Consider the following 14,953-nt stretch of genomic DNA (forward strand, 5'->3'; position numbering starts at 1 on the left):
CTCTACTTTTAGCGTGCTCTAAAAATGGGGGGATTACCAGTGTTGCTTTTGCCCATGTACGACAGCGGGGCGAAATCTGGCAGCTATTCCATGGATCTCGGCGGTCAACGGGTGGCCCGTCATTCGAAGCGCGCAATACCAGAGGCAAGCCAGCGGCAGGAACAAAACCAGGAGAACGGACATCGGTGCCAGCGAGGCGGGAAGGGACATTTTCAGAATCGCTGCGCCTGTCATGCAGATGAGCGCAACAGCGGCACTGGGCCATAAGGCAGCAAGCATCGTGGCGAACCCGTGATGGAAATAGATGCGGTGCTGGATAATCAGCACGGGCGTCGCAACGATGGTCGCAGCGCAGATGATCCAGGAAAAACTCCAGATACTGCCGTCAAACAGGGCAAGAGCGAAGGCAATGCGCGACAAGAGGGTCGTCGCGACAGGAAGCGCAGCCAGATGAGGTTTGCCGATCGCGCTCATGGCAGCCGGAGAATAATTGAAGATCGTTCCAACGGCGCAAGCGACCAACAATCCGTCCATTGCCGGAACCGACGGCAGCCATTTTTCGCCATATAGCACGATAATGATCTCCTTGCTGAAAACATAGGTCAATGCAAACGCTGTCCACGCGATACCCGTCAACAGCGTCGTTGCCTTGTTCAACAATTCGCCAACGCACTCGCCACGATGGTGGGCCTGGGCCAGGTAAGACTCCGAGCCGTAGTTTGCCGTACTGCCGGCGATGTGGAAAAAGATCGTAACGGTCGAGTTTGCCCGGCTGAAAAAACCGACCAGCGTGGCATTGCCGAGTTTACCCAGGAGGATGTCGGGAATCGAATGATTGGTCGCGGCCAGACAGTTGGTGAGCAGAGACCCGATGCCGAAATGCAGGACGCGGCGCCAATGCCGCAATGAGGGTAGCCATGGAAGATATTCTGGCCGGAGAGGAATGTAAGCAAGACAGCAGGTAACGATATTGGCCAGATTGGCCCAGGCCATGCTGGCCGTGCCAAAACCCAAGTGAGCGAGGCCAAGACAAGTAACGGCTGACACAACGGTACTGATGATCGATACCCATGCCTGTTTGGTGGCGGCAAATTCGCGGGTGAGCAGCGAATGGGTGGTGGACGCGAAGGGGATGAGCGCGAAACAGATGGCGAGTATCTTCATCACCGGCGCCATCTGCGGTTCGTTGAACCAGCGGCCGAACCAGTCACTGCTGGCATATATGGCTGCGGCCATCAACCACGATGTCGTAAAAAACACACCCATGGCAGCGCGCAGTTTTTCCTGCGTCAGATCCTTTTCCCTTTGGAGATAACTGCCTATGCCAAAATCCTGGAAAACGTGCGCGATATTTATGAGCACGATGGTCATGGAATAGACCCCGATGTCGCTGGGGCTTAGCATGCGCGCCAGCACCAGGCTGACGGCGAACTGGATCAGCGTGCCGCCGGTCGAGGCGAAAAAGTTAATGTATAGAGAGCGCCGAATGTTGGCCATGAATGCTGCAATTATTTTTAATAGAATATTTCTCTCATTATGCATGGGGATGCAGTACTGACAGCGGCGAAAACAAGGCGGCAGGGGTGGCGGCATCCGAAGAGGCGTGTGCTGTGCCGGTGTTCATGCGCTCGACGGGCGTGCGCCGGACGGCAAGTGATGCACTGCCGAGTAGACCGTGCTCGTGCGTGCAGTGGCGCACCAAACCTTGTCATGCGCCGGTGTAGTCTGATGCCATCGAGCCGGCAATTGGGCCGCCTCGTCTGTCCAAAGGAGTCGTCATGCCGCAGGGGGATAAATCGTCGTACACCGACAAGCAGAAGCGTCAGGCCGAGCACATCAAGGAAGGCTACGAGAAGAAGGGCGTCGGCAAGCAGGAAGCCGAAAAGCGCGCCTGGGCTACCGAAAACAAGATTTCGGGCGGCGGCAAGAAGCATTGAGCGCCGGGCCGGCGCGCCACACTGCGCCGAGCCCTCAGGCCGACAGCGGGCAGCTTAGCTCGATGCGCTCCAGCAAACCCTGGCGCAGCGCTTGCAGCTGGGCGATGCGGGCGTCGATCACCGTCACCTTGTCGGCCAGCAGGCGCGCCAGCGCCTGGTCCGGCGCCGGGTTGTCCCATAGCGCCGGCAAATTTTCCCCGATCTCGGCCAGGCTGAAGCCGAGTCCCTGCGCCATGCGCACGTAGCCGACCAGCTGCGCCGTCTCGGGCGCATAGCGGCGGTAGCCGTTGGCGCCGCGCAGCGCCCGGATCAATCCCCGTTTTTCATAGAAGCGCAGCGTGTCGCAGCTCACGCCGGTCGCCTGCGCCAGTTCGCCGATCCGCATGGTTTTCTCCCTGAAGGCTTGACCCTGGAGTGTACTCCAGGCTTTACGCTGGGCTTTTCAATCAAGGAGAAGTCCGATGCAGCCTGCCCGCTACCTGAAGATCGTGCGCCTGAGCGCCTGGTATGACCTGGTCGTCACCGCCGGTTTTGCCACGCCCTGGACCTTCATGTTGCTGCATGGGGTGCTGTCGACGCTGGCTCAGCAGTCCGGTCTGCCCGGCGAGGTGCCGCCGTTCGCGCCGGCGCACGTGCTGATGGCCAACCTGCTGGGTTCGGTCGTGGTGGTGTGGTCCCTGCTGCGCCTGCACGCGACGCAGGTACTGCATGGACGCTACGATGCGCTGGCGCGCTTCCTGTTCGCTGCCTGTCAGCTGTACGCGGTTGCGCATGGCGCCAGCTGGCTGATCCTGGGATTCACGGCGGTCGAACTGGCGTTTGGCATCGCCCAGCTGCTGCCGGTGGCAATGGAAAAACAAGGAGAGGAGCGCTTGAAACAGGCGGCCTGAAAACACAAACGGCCCGGTTCGCGAAAACCGGGCCGTCAGGTATTGTGGTGGTGATAGGTGGACTTGAACCACCGACCCCAGCATTATGAGTGCTGTGCTCTAACCAGCTGAGCTATATCACCGGAAGCTGATAAAGCAAAATGGCCTGACTCGTTGGAGAGCCAAGCCATTCGCTTGGAATTCTTGGTGGTGATAGGTGGACTTGAACCACCGACCCCAGCATTATGAGTGCTGTGCTCTAACCAGCTGAGCTATATCACCGGAAGCTGATAAAGCAAAATGGCCTGACTCGTTGGAGAGCCAAGCCATTCGCTTGGAATTCTTGGTGGTGATAGGTGGACTTGAACCACCGACCCCAGCATTATGAGTGCTGTGCTCTAACCAGCTGAGCTATATCACCGGAAGCTGATAAAGCAAAATGGCCTGACTCGTTGGAGAGCCAAGCCATTCGCTTGGAATTCTTGGTGGTGATAGGTGGACTTGAACCACCGACCCCAGCATTATGAGTGCTGTGCTCTAACCAGCTGAGCTATATCACCGCAACGACCGATATTATCGGGCGCGACAGGTTGCGTGTCAAGATCGTGACGAATTCTGTGCGGAAAATTCTCGTGACGATGCTATTTCTTCAATGATGCCAGATGCGCCAGCATTGCCCCTGCCGGATCCGGTCCCAGGCAGTCGATCACGATCCGCTCCGGCATCGCGCGCAGCCAGGTCACCTGGCGCTTGGCCAGTTGGCGCGTGGCGATGATGCCCAGCTCGCGCAGCTGCTTGCGGTCGATCGTGCCGTCCAGGTAATCCCAGGTCTGGCGATAGCCGACGCAGCGGATCGACGGCAGCGCGGGCGACAGGTCGCCGCGCGCACGCAGCCGTGCCACCTCGGCCACCAGGCCGGTATCGTCGCGCGTGCCCAGCATCTGGTCGAAACGCAGCGCGATGCGCTTGTGCAGCACGGCGCGGTCGTTCGGCTCCAGCGCGAACGAGACCAGCTCGAACGGCAGCTCCGGCTTGGCGCGTTTCGCCAGCAGCGCCGACATCGGCTGGCCCGCGAGTTGGATGATCTCCAGCGCGCGGTTGATGCGCTGGGCGTCGTTCGGCGCCAGGCGGTCGGCGGTGACCGGGTCGAGTTCGCGCAGCTTGGCGTGCATGCCGGGCCAGCCGATGCGCGCCGCTTCAAGGTCGAGCGCCGCGCGCAATTCCGGGTCGGCGCCGGGCAGGTCGTCGAGGCCGTCGACCAGGCCCTTGAAGTACATCATCGTGCCGCCCACCAGCAGCGGCAGCTTGCCGCGCGCCTGGATCTCGCCCACCAGGCGAATGGCGTCGGCGCGGAACTGGGCCACGGAATAGGCGTCGAGCGGGTCGATGATGTCGATCAGGTGGTGCGGCACGCTGGCCAGTTCTTCGCTGCTTGGCTTGGCGGTGCCGATGTCCATCCCGCGATATACCAGGGCCGAATCGACCGAGATGATCTCGACCGGATGTTCTTGTGCGATACGCAGGGCGGCGGCGGTCTTGCCGGACGCGGTCGGGCCCATGATGGCCACGGCCAACGGTTTGTTCATCGTCTTCATTACTGGCCGCGCAGGAACAGCTTGTCGAGCGCGGAAATCTCGAGTTGGACCCAGGTCGGGCGGCCGTGGTTGCACTGGTCGGCACGCTCGGTGCTTTCCATCTGGCGCAGCAGGGCGTTCATTTCGGGCACGCTGAGGATGCGGTTGGCGCGCACCGCCGTGTGGCAGGCGAGGGTGCCGAGCAGTTCGTTGCGCCGTTCGATCAGCACGCGCGAGCCGCCGTATTCGCGCACGTCGCGCAGCACGTCGCGCGCCAGCGTCTGGGCGTCGGCGTTCTTCAGCAGCGTCGGCACGCTGCGCACCGCCAGCGTGGTCGGCGACAGCGCGGCGATGTCGAAGCCGAGCGTCTTCAATGTGTCGGCATGGTCCTGCGCGGTGGCGACCTCGATCGCGTCGGCGTAGAAGGTCACCGGGATCAGCATCGACTGCACCTGCATTTCCTGGCCCCGGGCCTGGGCGTCGAGCGCGTTCTTGATCTGCTCGTACAGGATGCGCTCGTGCGCCGCGTGCATGTCGACCAGCACCAGGCCGCGCGTGTTCTGGGCCAGGATGTAGATGCCGTGCAGCTGGGCCAGGGCAAAGCCGAGCGGGAAGTCGTCGTTCGACAGTGGACGGTCCGACGCCGACAGCGGCACGTTCAGCGCGGACGATTCCTGTACCGACTGCGCCGGGACGCGCTCGCTGTCATTCGACGCGAACAGCGCGCCATACGCCTCGGTGCGCTGCGCCACGCCGCCGCCCGCGCTCGGATCATCCCAGCGGCTTCCCGGCGCGAACGGCGACGGCGAGAAGGTCGACGGAACGCCAGGCGCCAGCTGCGCGCCGAACGAGGTCTGCTGGTGCGGCCGCATCGGCGCCTGCGCCGGCGTTTGCGACAGTTGCCACAGCGGCGTGCCGCTCGGGCGCACTTCGGCTGCCGTGATCGGCGCCGGCACGCTGCCGTGCGCCGTGGCCGAGGTCTGCGCCAGCGTGCGCTGCACCGCATGGAACACGAACTGGTGCACCGCGCGGCTGTCGCGGAAGCGCACCTCGATCTTGGATGGGTGGACGTTGACGTCGACCAGCGCCGGATCGAGGTCGAGCGACAGCACGTAGCAGGGGAAGCGGTCGCCGTGCAGCACGTCCTGGTAGGCGGCGCGCACCGCGTGCACCAGCACCTTGTCGCGCACGAAGCGCCCGTTCACATAAAAGAACTGGCCGTCGGCGCGCGCCTTGGAGGCGGTCGGCAAGCCGACGTAGCCGTGCAGGCGCAACGGGCCGGCCGACTCGTCCAGGTGCAGGCGCGCCTCGGCAAAGTCGCCTCCCAGGATCTGGGCGCTGCGCTTGGCGTCCTCGCTGACGTTCCAGTGGTCGATGGTGCGGCCGTTGTGGGTCAGGCTGAACGACACGTCCGGCCGCGACAGCGCGATGCGGCGCACGACCTCGGCGCAGTGGCCGTATTCGGTCTGTTCCGACTTCAAAAACTTGCGCCGCGCCGGGGTGTTGAAATACAGGTCCTGCACGTCGATGGTGGTGCCGAAGGCGCCCGACGACGGCGCCACCACGCCTTCGTGCGAACCGACGATCTCGAACGCATGCGGGGCATCGGGCGTGCGCGAGGTGACGCGCACCGCCGCCACCGAGGCGATCGAGGCCAGCGCCTCGCCACGAAAACCGAGCGTGCCGACGTTTTCCAGGTCTTTCAAGGACGCGATCTTCGAGGTCGCGTGGCGCGACAGCGCCAGCGGCAATTCCTCGGGCGGGATGCCGCGGCCATTGTCGGTGATGGCGATGCGCTTGACGCCGCCTTCCTCGAGGCGCACGGTGATCTGGGTCGCGCCGGCGTCGAGCGCGTTTTCCAGCAATTCCTTGACCACGGCCGATGGCCGTTCGACCACTTCGCCGGCGGCGATCTGGGAGATGAGCTGATCAGGGAGCTGCTGGATGGGACGGCGGGTCGAGTCGGGGGCGTTCATTCCCGGATTATAGCCCGACCTCGCGCACCGGAATCGGCGCATTGCATACGTCGATGTGGCCGGCGGCGAGCTTCGTCCACGGGCCGCCGCGGTTGCGTTGCGCTTCCACTACCGCCTGATACGAGGCGCTGTCGGTGCGCATCACTTCGAGCTTGCTGCGCTGCTCTTGCGGCACGTCGGCGGCCAGACGCACGGCCGTGATCGGCGTGCGCTGCTCGGGTTTGTCGTAGAAACCGGCAGCCGCAGTGCCGCGCGGGACCACAGTCAGCAGCGGCATCCCCCACACCACACGGCCGACTACGGTGATGTTGCGGTCCAGGTGGCGCGGTGCGTGGCCGATCACGGTGTACAGCTGCGAGCCGTTGCCGGTGTCCGATCCATTGTCGCGCGCCACGCCGACCGTGGCGTAGCAGTGCGGAATCCAGGTTTCGCCCCTGGCCGGGTCGCGCGCGGCCGGGAAGCCGTTGACGTGGCCGACCTGCGGCGCGTAGACGTCGGCGTCCTTCAGGCGGGTGAAGGCGCCGGCCGCTTTGATCGGCGCGGTGAACTCGGCCTTCACGGTCGACGCCGCCTTGAACGGTTTCGGGTTGGGGTTGTCCGCTTCCGGGTCGCCCCATTGCACCACGAAGCCGTCCTGGGCGCGGATGATGGCCAGGCCGTCGAAGTAGCGCTCGCGCACCAGGGCGCGGATGTTGGCAGCCGTGTTCGGCGCGAAGGCGGGCGCCAGTTCGATCACGACGCGGCCGGTCGGCAGTTCCATGTACAGCGTGTTGTCCGGATCCAGCGGGCGCCATTCGGCCGCCTTGGACGCCTTGACCACGTCGGCCACCGAGGGCTTGGGCGGCAATTCTTTTTCCGCCTTGGCTGCAGCGTGGGCGCCGGACATGGCGAGCAGTGCCGCACCGACGGCGGCGGCGTGAAGGGTGGTCGAACGTGCCTGCATCCCGGATCTCCTGATTGTTTGTTGGGTCACTCTGAGGTAACCGAGCGATTGTAATCCAAGCCATTTTTGACTTGCCGAAATGTCTTGGATATCTTTTCGAATACGCAGATCCGGCAAATTCTCACCATTTGTTGCTGTAGCGCACTCAAGTTACGCCCCTGGATTCCGATAACGGGAGAGTATGCCCACTCATTGGAACACCATGCGTAACCTGATCGCCCCCTTCGCCTTCGGCCTGGCCCTGGCGGCCGCGAATGCGACCGCGAGCGAAGCCGCTCCCAAGTCGGACAAAGCGGCCGACGCCGTCAAGGCCGCCGCCGCTGCCGTCCCCTCGATCAAGCCGAACCTGAAGCTTGCCGCGGCGACCCCGGCCGTCGCTTCGCCTGCTGCCGCCGCATCGAAGTCGGAAGACGACGCCGAAGTCGACCTGTCGGTCCGCATCGCCGAGAAGCTGGCCGAACTGCGCGCCAAGCAGGCCCTGCGCGCCGAGCAGGCTGCGCGTGCGCGCAAGGTCAATGAAGCGAAGCGCCGCAAGGAAGCCGAAGCGGCTGCCGCTGCGGCAGCCATCGCGACCGCTGCAGCGGCCAAGCCGAAGAACGGCACCCACTGGACCTATGAAGGCGAGTTTGGCCCGGAGAACTGGTCCAAGATCAATACCGCTTGGGCCTCGTGCAATACCGGCAACCGCCAGTCGCCGATCGACCTGCGCGACGGCTTGAAGGTCGACCTGGAGCAGGTGACCTTCGACTACCACCCGAGCTCGTTCAACGAGATCGACAATGGCCACACGATCCAGGTGAACGTTGCCGGCGGCAATTTCCTGACCGTGGGCGGCACCACCTACGAACTGCAGCAGTTCCACTTCCATCGTCCGGGCGAAGAGCGCATCAACGGCAAGGGCACCGAGATGGTGGTGCACATGGTGCACAAGAGCTACGACGGCAAGCTGGCCGTGCTGGCGGTGCTGCTCGAGCGCGGCATCGCCAACCCGATGATCCAGACCGTGTGGAACAACCTGCCGCTGGAAAAGCTGACCACGGTGACGCCGTCGATCGTGCTCGACGTGAATGAGATCCTGCCGGCACGGCGCGATTACTTCACCTACATGGGCTCGCTGACCGAACCGCCGTGCACCGAGAACGTGCTGTGGATCGTGATGAAGCAGCCGATGACGGCCTCGCCGCAGCAGATGGCGCTGTTCTCGCGGCTGTATCCGTTCAATGCGCGGCCTATCCAGCCGAGCAATGGCCGCATGATCAAGGAATCGCAGTAAGGGTTGAGCAGGCGCGGCGCTAGTCGTCGCCGTCCTCTGGCGCGCGCTGCATGGCCACGAAATCGCGCTCGAACATGGCGTGCAATTCCTCGCGCGCACGCCGCGCCATTGACACATATTGGGCCCGATTTTTGTAATACGGGTACACCTCGAGCACGCTCTTGAGGTTGTGCTGACGGAACCGCATCGACGCCTGGCGCGCAAAGTACGGCCCGAAGCCCAGCTCTTCCATCGCGCGCCGGCCCAGCATCAGCGCCGCTTCGAAGGTCTCGCGTTCGATCACCGATACCCCCAGGTCCATCAACTGGTAGTAATGCGTCACGTTGCGGGCGCGCGCCAGGATGGTCAAATCGGGAAACTCGGCGCGCACGGCGGCTGCCAGCCTGAGGCTGTCTTCGATGCCGTCGATCGCCAGCACCAGCGCCCGCGCTTCTGCGGCGCCCGCCGCATGCAGCAGGTCGATACGGGTGGCGTCGCCGTAATACACCTCGAAGCCGAAATCGCGCAGCGTGTCGACGTTGTCCGGATCGTGGTCGAGCATGGTCAGCGGCACCTGGTTGGCGTGCAGCAGACGCGCCACGATCTGGCCGAAGCGGCCGAAGCCGGCCACGATCACGTGGTCGCGCCGCGCGTCCACCGTGTCGTCGTCGCGCCGCTTGCCCTGGCGCCAGCGCGGCTCGAGCACGCGGTCGAACAGGATCAGCAGCAGCGGCGTGGCCATCATCGACAGCGCCACCACCACCACCAGGATCGAGGCCGTCTGCGGATCGAACACGCGCGCCGCCGCGGCCGCGCCAAAGACCACGAAGGCGAACTCGCCACCTTGCGACAGCAGGAAAGCGAACAGCAGTTGCTGGCGGCCGCGCATGCCGAAGGCGCGCGCCAGCAGCCACAGCGCGGCCAGCTTGATCGCCAGGAAGGCCAGTGCGATCAGCACGATGCGCCACGGCTGGGCCAGGAACACGCCGAAGTCGGCCGACATGCCGACCGCGATGAAGAACAGGCCCAGCAGCAAGCCCTTGAACGGTTCCAGGTCGGTTTCCAGCGCATGGCGGTATTCGGAATCGGCCAGCAGCACGCCGGCCATGAAGGCGCCCAGCGCCATCGACATGCCGACCCATTGCATCAGCAGCGAAATCGAGATCACCAGCAACAGGGCGAAGGCGGTGAAGATCTCGCGCATGCCGGTGCGCGCGATGAAGCGCAGCACCGGACGGATCAGGAAGCGGCCCGCCAGCACCAGGCCGCCGATCACGGCCACCGCCTTGAGCACGCCGCTCCAGCCGGCGTCCGGATGGCTGTCGGCCACGCCCAGCAGCGGCACCAGCGCGATCATCGGGATCGCGGCGATGTCCTGGAACAGCAGGATCGAGAAGCCGGCCTGGCCGGCCGGCGTGGGGATCAGGTTACGTTCCTGCATCGTGGTCAGCGCAATGGCCGTGGACGACAGCGACAGCCCGAGCGACGCGATCAGCGCGATCTTCCAGCCGATGCCGCCCAAGAGTGCCGCCGCCATCAGCAGCCCCGTGACCGCGGCCACCTGGGCCGTGCCCCAGCCGAAGATCGAGCGCCGCAGCGCCCACAGGCGCTTGGGTTCGAGTTCCAGGCCGATCACGAACAGCAGCAGCACCACGCCGAATTCGGCGAAGTGCAGGATGGTCTCGACTTCGCGGATCAGGCCCAGGCCCCAGGGGCCGATGGCGATGCCGGCCAGCAGGTAGCCGAGCACGGCGCCCAGGCCGAGGCGTTTGGCGACCGGCACCACCAGGACGGCGGCGGTCAGGTAGATCAGGGCGTTGAGCAGCACGTTATGTTCCACGGTGCGCTCCTGCTTCAGCTCCCGCTCCCGCTTCGGCGTTGTCCATGTATCGGCTCAGCAGCGCACGCAGATCGGCGGCGTGGGCATCCGTCGCCTCGGCCGAGGCGGCGCCGGCGCCGTAGAACACGTGCGGCGTCAGCCAATGCATGCCGCAGGCGTCGACGGTCTGTTCGAGCGGCGCCAGGTAGGCGGCGAACGGGCGGCCATGCTTGCCGCCTTCGCGGTAGTCGTCCGGCAGGTCGGCGCAGGCGACCGCGGCCAGCGCATGCTTGCCGTGCAGGCCGCCGGGCTGCCGGCGCGCCCACTCGGGCTTGAACACGGTGTCGAACCATTCCTTGAGCAGGGCCGGCATCGCATACCAGCCGAGCTGGAAGATGAACACGACCAGCGGCGCCGCCTCGAGCAGCTCGCGCTCCTGGCGCACGTCGATGTACAGGTCGGGGTAGAGCTGGTAGAGGTCTTGTACCTTGACGCCGGGGAGGGTGGCGACGGCTTCCAGCACGCGGCGGCTGATGCGGGAACGGTGCAGCGAGGAATCGGCAAACACGACCAGGGCGCGCAGGTCGGAGGGCATGGGAACTCCTGGGATGGCAGTCAATACGGAGTAGCAATTTTACATTGCACTAACGAAATTGAAGCAAGCCCGGCCACCACGCCGGTGGATCAGGAAATGCGGTAGCGGCCTTCCCAGCTGGCGCCTGGGGCCAGGACGTCTTGCTGCAGCCGCGCCGGTTCGATGCAGACGAAGCGCTGGTATTCGTCGTCTTCCATGTCCGCCAGCGCCGCCGTGTCGGCCGCGCCCGGGTTCCAGACCACCGCGTCGGTAAACCCTTGCTGTTCCAGCGTCAGCACGCGCGCCGGCGTGGCCAGCGTGATCGCGCCCTGGATGCCGGCGTAGATCCGGTCCAGCTTGTCGTCGATGGCCAGCGTGCCCGGCTCGACGCCGTCGATGCGCACGTCGGCCAGGTGCGGCACCAGGTGGTAGGTGTGCAGCGCGGCCGCGAACGGGAAGGGCGCGGCGCCGTTGTTGTGCACCGTGAACGTCATGCGCAGTTCGTTGGCTTGCACCGTCACGCGCAGCGTCAGCGCGAACTGGTGCGGCCAGGCGGCGGCATGTGCCGGCGCCAGGTCAGATTCGGACAGCGCGAATTCGGCCCACGCGGCGCCATCGTCGACGCCGTCGGCAATCGCGCGCCAGGTGCTGACGCGTGCAAAGCCGTGCCGCATGCCGCTGCCCTGTTCGGCGAACTGCGGAAAGATCACCGGCACGCCGCCGCGGATCGCACGGCCGCCGTCGAGCGATGAGCGCCGGCTCATGAACATGCGCTCGCCACCATCCGCGCCGACCCAGGACACCAGATGCGCGCCATACAGCGTGACCACGGCCACAGCGCCATCAGGCGCCGTGATGCGTACGGCGGGCAATTGTCCGAAGGTGATGTGTTCCATGTTCAGGTCTGGCGGCTCTTGGCCATCGGCGGATTATCGGAGAAGTAGCGGCGGATGCCCTTGGTGATCGCTTCGGCCAATTGATCCTGGTAGCCGTCGTCGTTGAGCTTGGCTTCTTCCTGCGGATTCGAGATGAAGGCGGTCTCGACCAGGATGGACGGGATGTCCGGGGCTTTCAGCACGGCAAAGCCGGCCTGTTCGACCGAGGCCTTGTGCAGGCGGTTGATGCCGCCGATCTCGCCCAGCACGGCCTTGCCGAGCTTCAGGCTGTCGTTGATCTGGGCCGTGGTCGACAGGTCGAACAGCACGCTGGCCAGGTGCTTGTCGGTGCTGCTGCCGAACTGGGCGCCGCCGATCAGGTCGGCCCGGTTCTGGTCGTTGGCCAGCCAGCGCGCCGCGCTCGAGCTGGCGCCTTTTTCCGACAGCACGAACACCGACGAGCCGCGCGCGTCGGGCTTGATCCAGGCATCGGCGTGGATCGAGACGAACAGGTCGGCCTGGACCTTGCGCGCCTTTTCCACGCGCTTGCCCAGCGGCACGAAAAAGTCGCCGTCGCGGGTCAGCATCACGCGCGTGTTCGGCATCTGCTCCAACTTGGCCTTGAGGCGCTTGGCCACCGCCAGCACGATGTCCTTCTCGCGGCTGCCGCGCGCGCCGATCGCGCCCGGGTCTTCGCCGCCGTGGCCCGGATCGAGCGCGATGGTGACCATGCGCGCCACTTTCTGGGTCGGCACGGTCGGCTTGCCACGCGCCGGCGGCGGCTGGATCGGCTGCGCCGGCGGCGTGCCCTGCAAGCCGGACATGGCCGATTCGAGTTTGGCGATCGCGTCCGGCGCGGCGTTCGGCCGGGTCGGCGGCGCCACCGGCGGCGGGGTAGGGATCTGCACCGGGGGCGTGCCGGCCACCGGGTCGCCCAGCGTGGTCGTGCTTTCGGCCACGGCAGTGGTGGAACCAGGGCTCCAGTCGCCTTTTTCGATCATGGCCGCGATCGGATCGACTTCCTTGATCGGGTACAGGTCGAAGATCAGGCGGTGCTGGTAGCCGGCCACCGGGGCCAGCGTGAACACCTGCGGCTTGACTTCTTCCTTCAGGTCGAACACCAGGCGCACCACGTTCGGGCGGTTCTGGCCGACCCGCACCTGCTTGATGTACGGGTCGTTCGGCTCGACCTTGGCGACCAGGCTTTTCAGCGTATTGCTCAGGCCCAGCCCCTCGATATCGACCACCAGGCGCGGCGGATCGGGAATCAGGAAGTGTTCGGTCTTGAGGTCGGTGTCGTTTTCCAGCGTGACGCGTGTGTAGTCGTCGGCGGGCCACACCCGGACCCCGAGGATCTGGTTGGCGAACGCCGGCAGCGGCGCGACAACCGACAGCAGCAGCGTGCCGCCGGCTTTGAGCAGGACGCGGCGGCGCGACGAACCTGGCTTGTTGGCGGGGACGGCGGGATTCAGAGCGGCGGGAAGACGAGACGGTCGAGGCATAGCAGGCCCAATTCGGACAACGCCTGCAATTCTACCTCACGGCCGGGTCCGCTAACGTTGAGCAGGACGTGCACGTCGGGCGGCGGCAACACCGGATCGCCTTTTTCCGGCCACTCGACGATACAGACGTTGCGGCCGTCGAAGTCTTCGCGAAAGCCTGCATCCAGGAATTCTTCCGGGCTCGACATGCGGTAGAGGTCGTAATGGATGATGTTCAGTGGCTTGCCATCAAGCATCACCTTGTACGGCTCGGAAAGCGTATAGGTCGGGCTTTTCACCGTGCCGACGTGGCCTGCGGCATGGATCAGCGCGCGGGTGAGCGCGGTCTTGCCGGCGCCGAGGTCGCCGTGCAGGTAGATCACCAGCCCCGGCTGCAGGGCGCGGGCCAGCGCGGCGCCGAGGGCGGCCGTGGCAGACTCGTCCGCAAGATAGTGCCGACGATGTGGCTTGGATTCGGCTTTGATTGGCTGCATCGAATAAAATAACGGGTTGTGCGGCGTCATGCGCCGCGATGTTGTCTTCTTTCCATGTCCACTTCCCCAGATCTTATTGCCGAACTACCCGAGCTGGCGCGCGCCATCAAGGCCTGGGGCCTCGAGCTCGGCTTTGCCGACGTGCGCATCGCCGACGTCGACCTGGCGCACCTGGAAGCCGGCCTGCAAGCCTGGCTCGACGCGGGGTGTCATGGCGAGATGGATTATATGGCAAGCCACGGCATGAAGCGTGCGCGCCCGGCGGAGCTGGTGCCGGGCACGGTGCGCGCGATCGTGGCGCGCATGGATTACCTGCCGCATAGCCGCGCCGATGACTGGCGCGCGCAGGAACGCCGGCGCCACGAGGATCCCGACGCCGCCGTGGTCTCGGTCTATGCCCGCGGCCGCGACTACCACAAGGTGCTGCGCAACCGCCTGCAGTCGCTGGCCGAACGCATCCAGGGCGCGATCGGCCCCTTCGGCTACCGCGCCTTCACCGATTCGGCGCCGGTGATGGAGTTGCCGCTGGCCGAAAAGGCCGGCCTCGGCTGGCGCGGCAAGCACACGCTGCTGCTGTCGCGTTCGGCCGGCTCGACCTTTTTCATCGGCGAGATCCTGGTCGATATTCCCTTGCCGGTCGACCCGCCCACCGGCCGCCATTGCGGCGGGTGCAGCGCCTGCATCGACGCCTGCCCGACCGGCGCCATCCTCGGCCCCGGCCGGCTGGATGCGCGGCGCTGTATTTCTTACCTGACGATCGAACTGAAGGGCAGCATCCCGGAAGAATTCAGGCCGCTGATCGGCAACCGCATCTACGGCTGCGACGATTGCCAGGTGGTTTGTCCGTGGAACAAGTTCGCGCAACGGGCGCAGATTGCCGACTTCGACGAGCGCAACGGCCTGGGCGAGGGCGACCTGGTCACCCTGTTCGGCTGGGAAGAGGAAGAATTCAACCGCCGCATGGAAGGCAGCCCGATCCGCCGGATCGGCCACGAGCGCTGGCTGCGCAACCTGGCGGTGGGACTGGGCAATGCGGCTGTCGCCAAACGCGGCGACGAGCACATCTTGGCGGCCTTGCGGGCCCGGAGTGCGCACCCGTCGGAACTGGTGCGCGAACACGTGGCCTGGGCGCTGGCCCGCCACGTGCAGTGAACAAACT

14 protein-coding genes and 4 tRNA genes are annotated in these 14,953 nt (G+C 65.2%); 4 read left to right on the top strand and 14 right to left on the bottom strand.

All coding sequences use genetic code 11. The features are described from left to right. Positions 1-33: 33 nt before the first annotated feature. Positions 34-1,497 carry an oligosaccharide flippase family protein gene (locus tag QPK27_RS00005; protein ID WP_290416151.1) on the bottom strand — a complete coding sequence of 488 codons (1,464 nt, stop codon included), beginning with the start codon at positions 1,495-1,497 and terminating at the stop codon, positions 34-36. Positions 1,498-1,778: 281 nt separating this feature from the next. Between QPK27_RS00005 and QPK27_RS00010 the strand changes: the two genes are divergently transcribed. Continuing rightward, positions 1,779-1,937 carry a hypothetical protein gene (locus QPK27_RS00010; RefSeq protein WP_290416152.1) on the top strand — a complete coding sequence of 53 codons (159 nt, stop codon included), beginning with the start codon at positions 1,779-1,781 and terminating at the stop codon, positions 1,935-1,937. Positions 1,938-1,971: 34 nt separating this feature from the next. Here the strand turns inward: QPK27_RS00010 and QPK27_RS00015 are convergent, their stop codons facing one another. Further along, positions 1,972-2,322 (bottom strand): MerR family transcriptional regulator, encoded by a 351-nt coding sequence (locus tag QPK27_RS00015; protein WP_290416153.1) that lies wholly within the window; start codon positions 2,320-2,322, stop codon positions 1,972-1,974. Between the two features lie 76 nt (positions 2,323-2,398). Here QPK27_RS00015 and QPK27_RS00020 point away from each other — a divergent pair, with 76 nt between their 5' ends. Then, positions 2,399-2,827: a hypothetical protein gene (locus QPK27_RS00020; RefSeq protein WP_290416154.1), complete on the top strand. Its 429-nt coding sequence runs from the start codon at positions 2,399-2,401 to the stop codon at positions 2,825-2,827. 45 nt (positions 2,828-2,872) lie between these two features. Here QPK27_RS00020 and QPK27_RS00025 read toward each other — a convergent pair. The 7 genes from QPK27_RS00025 to QPK27_RS00055 all read right to left on the bottom strand — a co-directional run bounded on the left by QPK27_RS00025 (position 2,873) and on the right by QPK27_RS00055 (position 7,299). Next, positions 2,873-2,949, bottom strand: a tRNA-Met gene (locus QPK27_RS00025). A 62-nt stretch (positions 2,950-3,011) separates the two neighbouring features. Continuing rightward, a tRNA-Met gene (locus tag QPK27_RS00030) sits at positions 3,012-3,088 on the bottom strand. Between the two features lie 62 nt (positions 3,089-3,150). Then, a tRNA-Met gene (locus tag QPK27_RS00035) sits at positions 3,151-3,227 on the bottom strand. A gap of 62 nt (positions 3,228-3,289) precedes the next feature. Beyond that, positions 3,290-3,366 (bottom strand) — tRNA-Met (locus QPK27_RS00040). Between the two features lie 81 nt (positions 3,367-3,447). Beyond that, positions 3,448-4,401 (bottom strand): tRNA (adenosine(37)-N6)-dimethylallyltransferase MiaA, encoded by a 954-nt coding sequence (gene miaA / locus QPK27_RS00045; protein WP_374046987.1) that lies wholly within the window; start codon positions 4,399-4,401, stop codon positions 3,448-3,450. Then, entirely contained in the window at positions 4,401-6,356 is a 1,956-nt protein-coding gene (gene mutL, locus QPK27_RS00050) for a DNA mismatch repair endonuclease MutL (protein ID WP_290416156.1), read from the bottom strand. Before mutL ends, miaA begins: the two co-directional genes overlap by 1 nt. 7 nt (positions 6,357-6,363) lie before the next feature. Next, complete coding sequence (locus QPK27_RS00055; RefSeq protein WP_290416157.1) at positions 6,364-7,299, bottom strand: peptidylprolyl isomerase; 936 nt, start codon at positions 7,297-7,299, stop codon at positions 6,364-6,366. Positions 7,300-7,501: 202 nt separating this feature from the next. Between QPK27_RS00055 and QPK27_RS00060 the strand changes: the two genes are divergently transcribed. Then, positions 7,502-8,572: a carbonic anhydrase gene (locus QPK27_RS00060; RefSeq protein ID WP_290416158.1), complete on the top strand. Its 1,071-nt coding sequence runs from the start codon at positions 7,502-7,504 to the stop codon at positions 8,570-8,572. 19 nt (positions 8,573-8,591) lie between these two features. Here the strand turns inward: QPK27_RS00060 and kefC are convergent, their stop codons facing one another. From kefC to tsaE, 5 genes are all read right to left on the bottom strand, one after another. Next, the gene (kefC, locus tag QPK27_RS00065) at positions 8,592-10,391 is read right to left on the bottom strand and encodes a glutathione-regulated potassium-efflux system protein KefC (RefSeq protein ID WP_290416159.1); all 1,800 of its coding nucleotides are present in this window, start codon (positions 10,389-10,391) and stop codon (positions 8,592-8,594) included. Then, complete coding sequence (locus QPK27_RS00070) at positions 10,381-10,965, bottom strand: NAD(P)H-dependent oxidoreductase (RefSeq protein ID WP_290416160.1); 585 nt, start codon at positions 10,963-10,965, stop codon at positions 10,381-10,383. The genes kefC and QPK27_RS00070 overlap by 11 nt, the downstream gene beginning before the upstream one ends. Before the next feature lie 89 nt (positions 10,966-11,054). Continuing rightward, positions 11,055-11,840, bottom strand: a complete 786-nt coding sequence (locus tag QPK27_RS00075; protein WP_290416161.1) for a D-hexose-6-phosphate mutarotase — start codon at positions 11,838-11,840, stop codon at positions 11,055-11,057. Positions 11,841-11,842: 2 nt separating this feature from the next. Then, positions 11,843-13,321: an N-acetylmuramoyl-L-alanine amidase gene (locus QPK27_RS00080; RefSeq protein ID WP_290416162.1), complete on the bottom strand. Its 1,479-nt coding sequence runs from the start codon at positions 13,319-13,321 to the stop codon at positions 11,843-11,845. After that, on the bottom strand, positions 13,288-13,794 hold the full coding sequence (tsaE, locus tag QPK27_RS00085; protein ID WP_290416594.1) for a tRNA (adenosine(37)-N6)-threonylcarbamoyltransferase complex ATPase subunit type 1 TsaE: 507 nt from the start codon (positions 13,792-13,794) through the stop codon (positions 13,288-13,290). Before tsaE ends, QPK27_RS00080 begins: the two co-directional genes overlap by 34 nt. Positions 13,795-13,848: 54 nt before the next feature. Here tsaE and queG point away from each other — a divergent pair, with 54 nt between their 5' ends. Further along, positions 13,849-14,946 (top strand): tRNA epoxyqueuosine(34) reductase QueG, encoded by a 1,098-nt coding sequence (gene queG / locus QPK27_RS00090; protein ID WP_290416163.1) that lies wholly within the window; start codon positions 13,849-13,851, stop codon positions 14,944-14,946. Positions 14,947-14,953 lie beyond the last annotated feature (7 nt).

The sequence above is a fragment of the Massilia sp. YIM B02443 genome, from assembly GCF_030411955.1.
Lineage (GTDB): Bacteria > Pseudomonadota > Gammaproteobacteria > Burkholderiales > Burkholderiaceae_D > Telluria.

Bases quoted from the DNA above. Each gene is read 5' to 3' on its own strand.
- QPK27_RS00005 (WP_290416151.1), bottom strand. From the start codon at position 1,497: ATGGCCAACATTCGGCGCTCTCTATACATTAACTTTTTCGCCTCGACC.
- QPK27_RS00010 (WP_290416152.1), top strand. From the start codon at position 1,779: ATGCCGCAGGGGGATAAATCGTCGTACACCGACAAGCAGAAGCGTCAG.
- QPK27_RS00015 (WP_290416153.1), bottom strand. From the start codon at position 2,322: ATGCGGATCGGCGAACTGGCGCAGGCGACCGGCGTGAGCTGCGACACG.
- QPK27_RS00020 (WP_290416154.1), top strand. From the start codon at position 2,399: ATGCAGCCTGCCCGCTACCTGAAGATCGTGCGCCTGAGCGCCTGGTAT.
- miaA (WP_374046987.1), bottom strand. From the start codon at position 4,401: ATGAAGACGATGAACAAACCGTTGGCCGTGGCCATCATGGGCCCGACC.
- mutL (WP_290416156.1), bottom strand. From the start codon at position 6,356: ATGAACGCCCCCGACTCGACCCGCCGTCCCATCCAGCAGCTCCCTGAT.
- QPK27_RS00055 (WP_290416157.1), bottom strand. From the start codon at position 7,299: ATGCAGGCACGTTCGACCACCCTTCACGCCGCCGCCGTCGGTGCGGCA.
- QPK27_RS00060 (WP_290416158.1), top strand. From the start codon at position 7,502: ATGCGTAACCTGATCGCCCCCTTCGCCTTCGGCCTGGCCCTGGCGGCC.
- QPK27_RS00070 (WP_290416160.1), bottom strand. From the start codon at position 10,965: ATGCCCTCCGACCTGCGCGCCCTGGTCGTGTTTGCCGATTCCTCGCTG.
- QPK27_RS00075 (WP_290416161.1), bottom strand. From the start codon at position 11,840: ATGGAACACATCACCTTCGGACAATTGCCCGCCGTACGCATCACGGCG.
- QPK27_RS00080 (WP_290416162.1), bottom strand. From the start codon at position 13,321: ATGCCTCGACCGTCTCGTCTTCCCGCCGCTCTGAATCCCGCCGTCCCC.
- tsaE (WP_290416594.1), bottom strand. From the start codon at position 13,794: ATGCAGCCAATCAAAGCCGAATCCAAGCCACATCGTCGGCACTATCTT.
- queG (WP_290416163.1), top strand. From the start codon at position 13,849: ATGTCCACTTCCCCAGATCTTATTGCCGAACTACCCGAGCTGGCGCGC.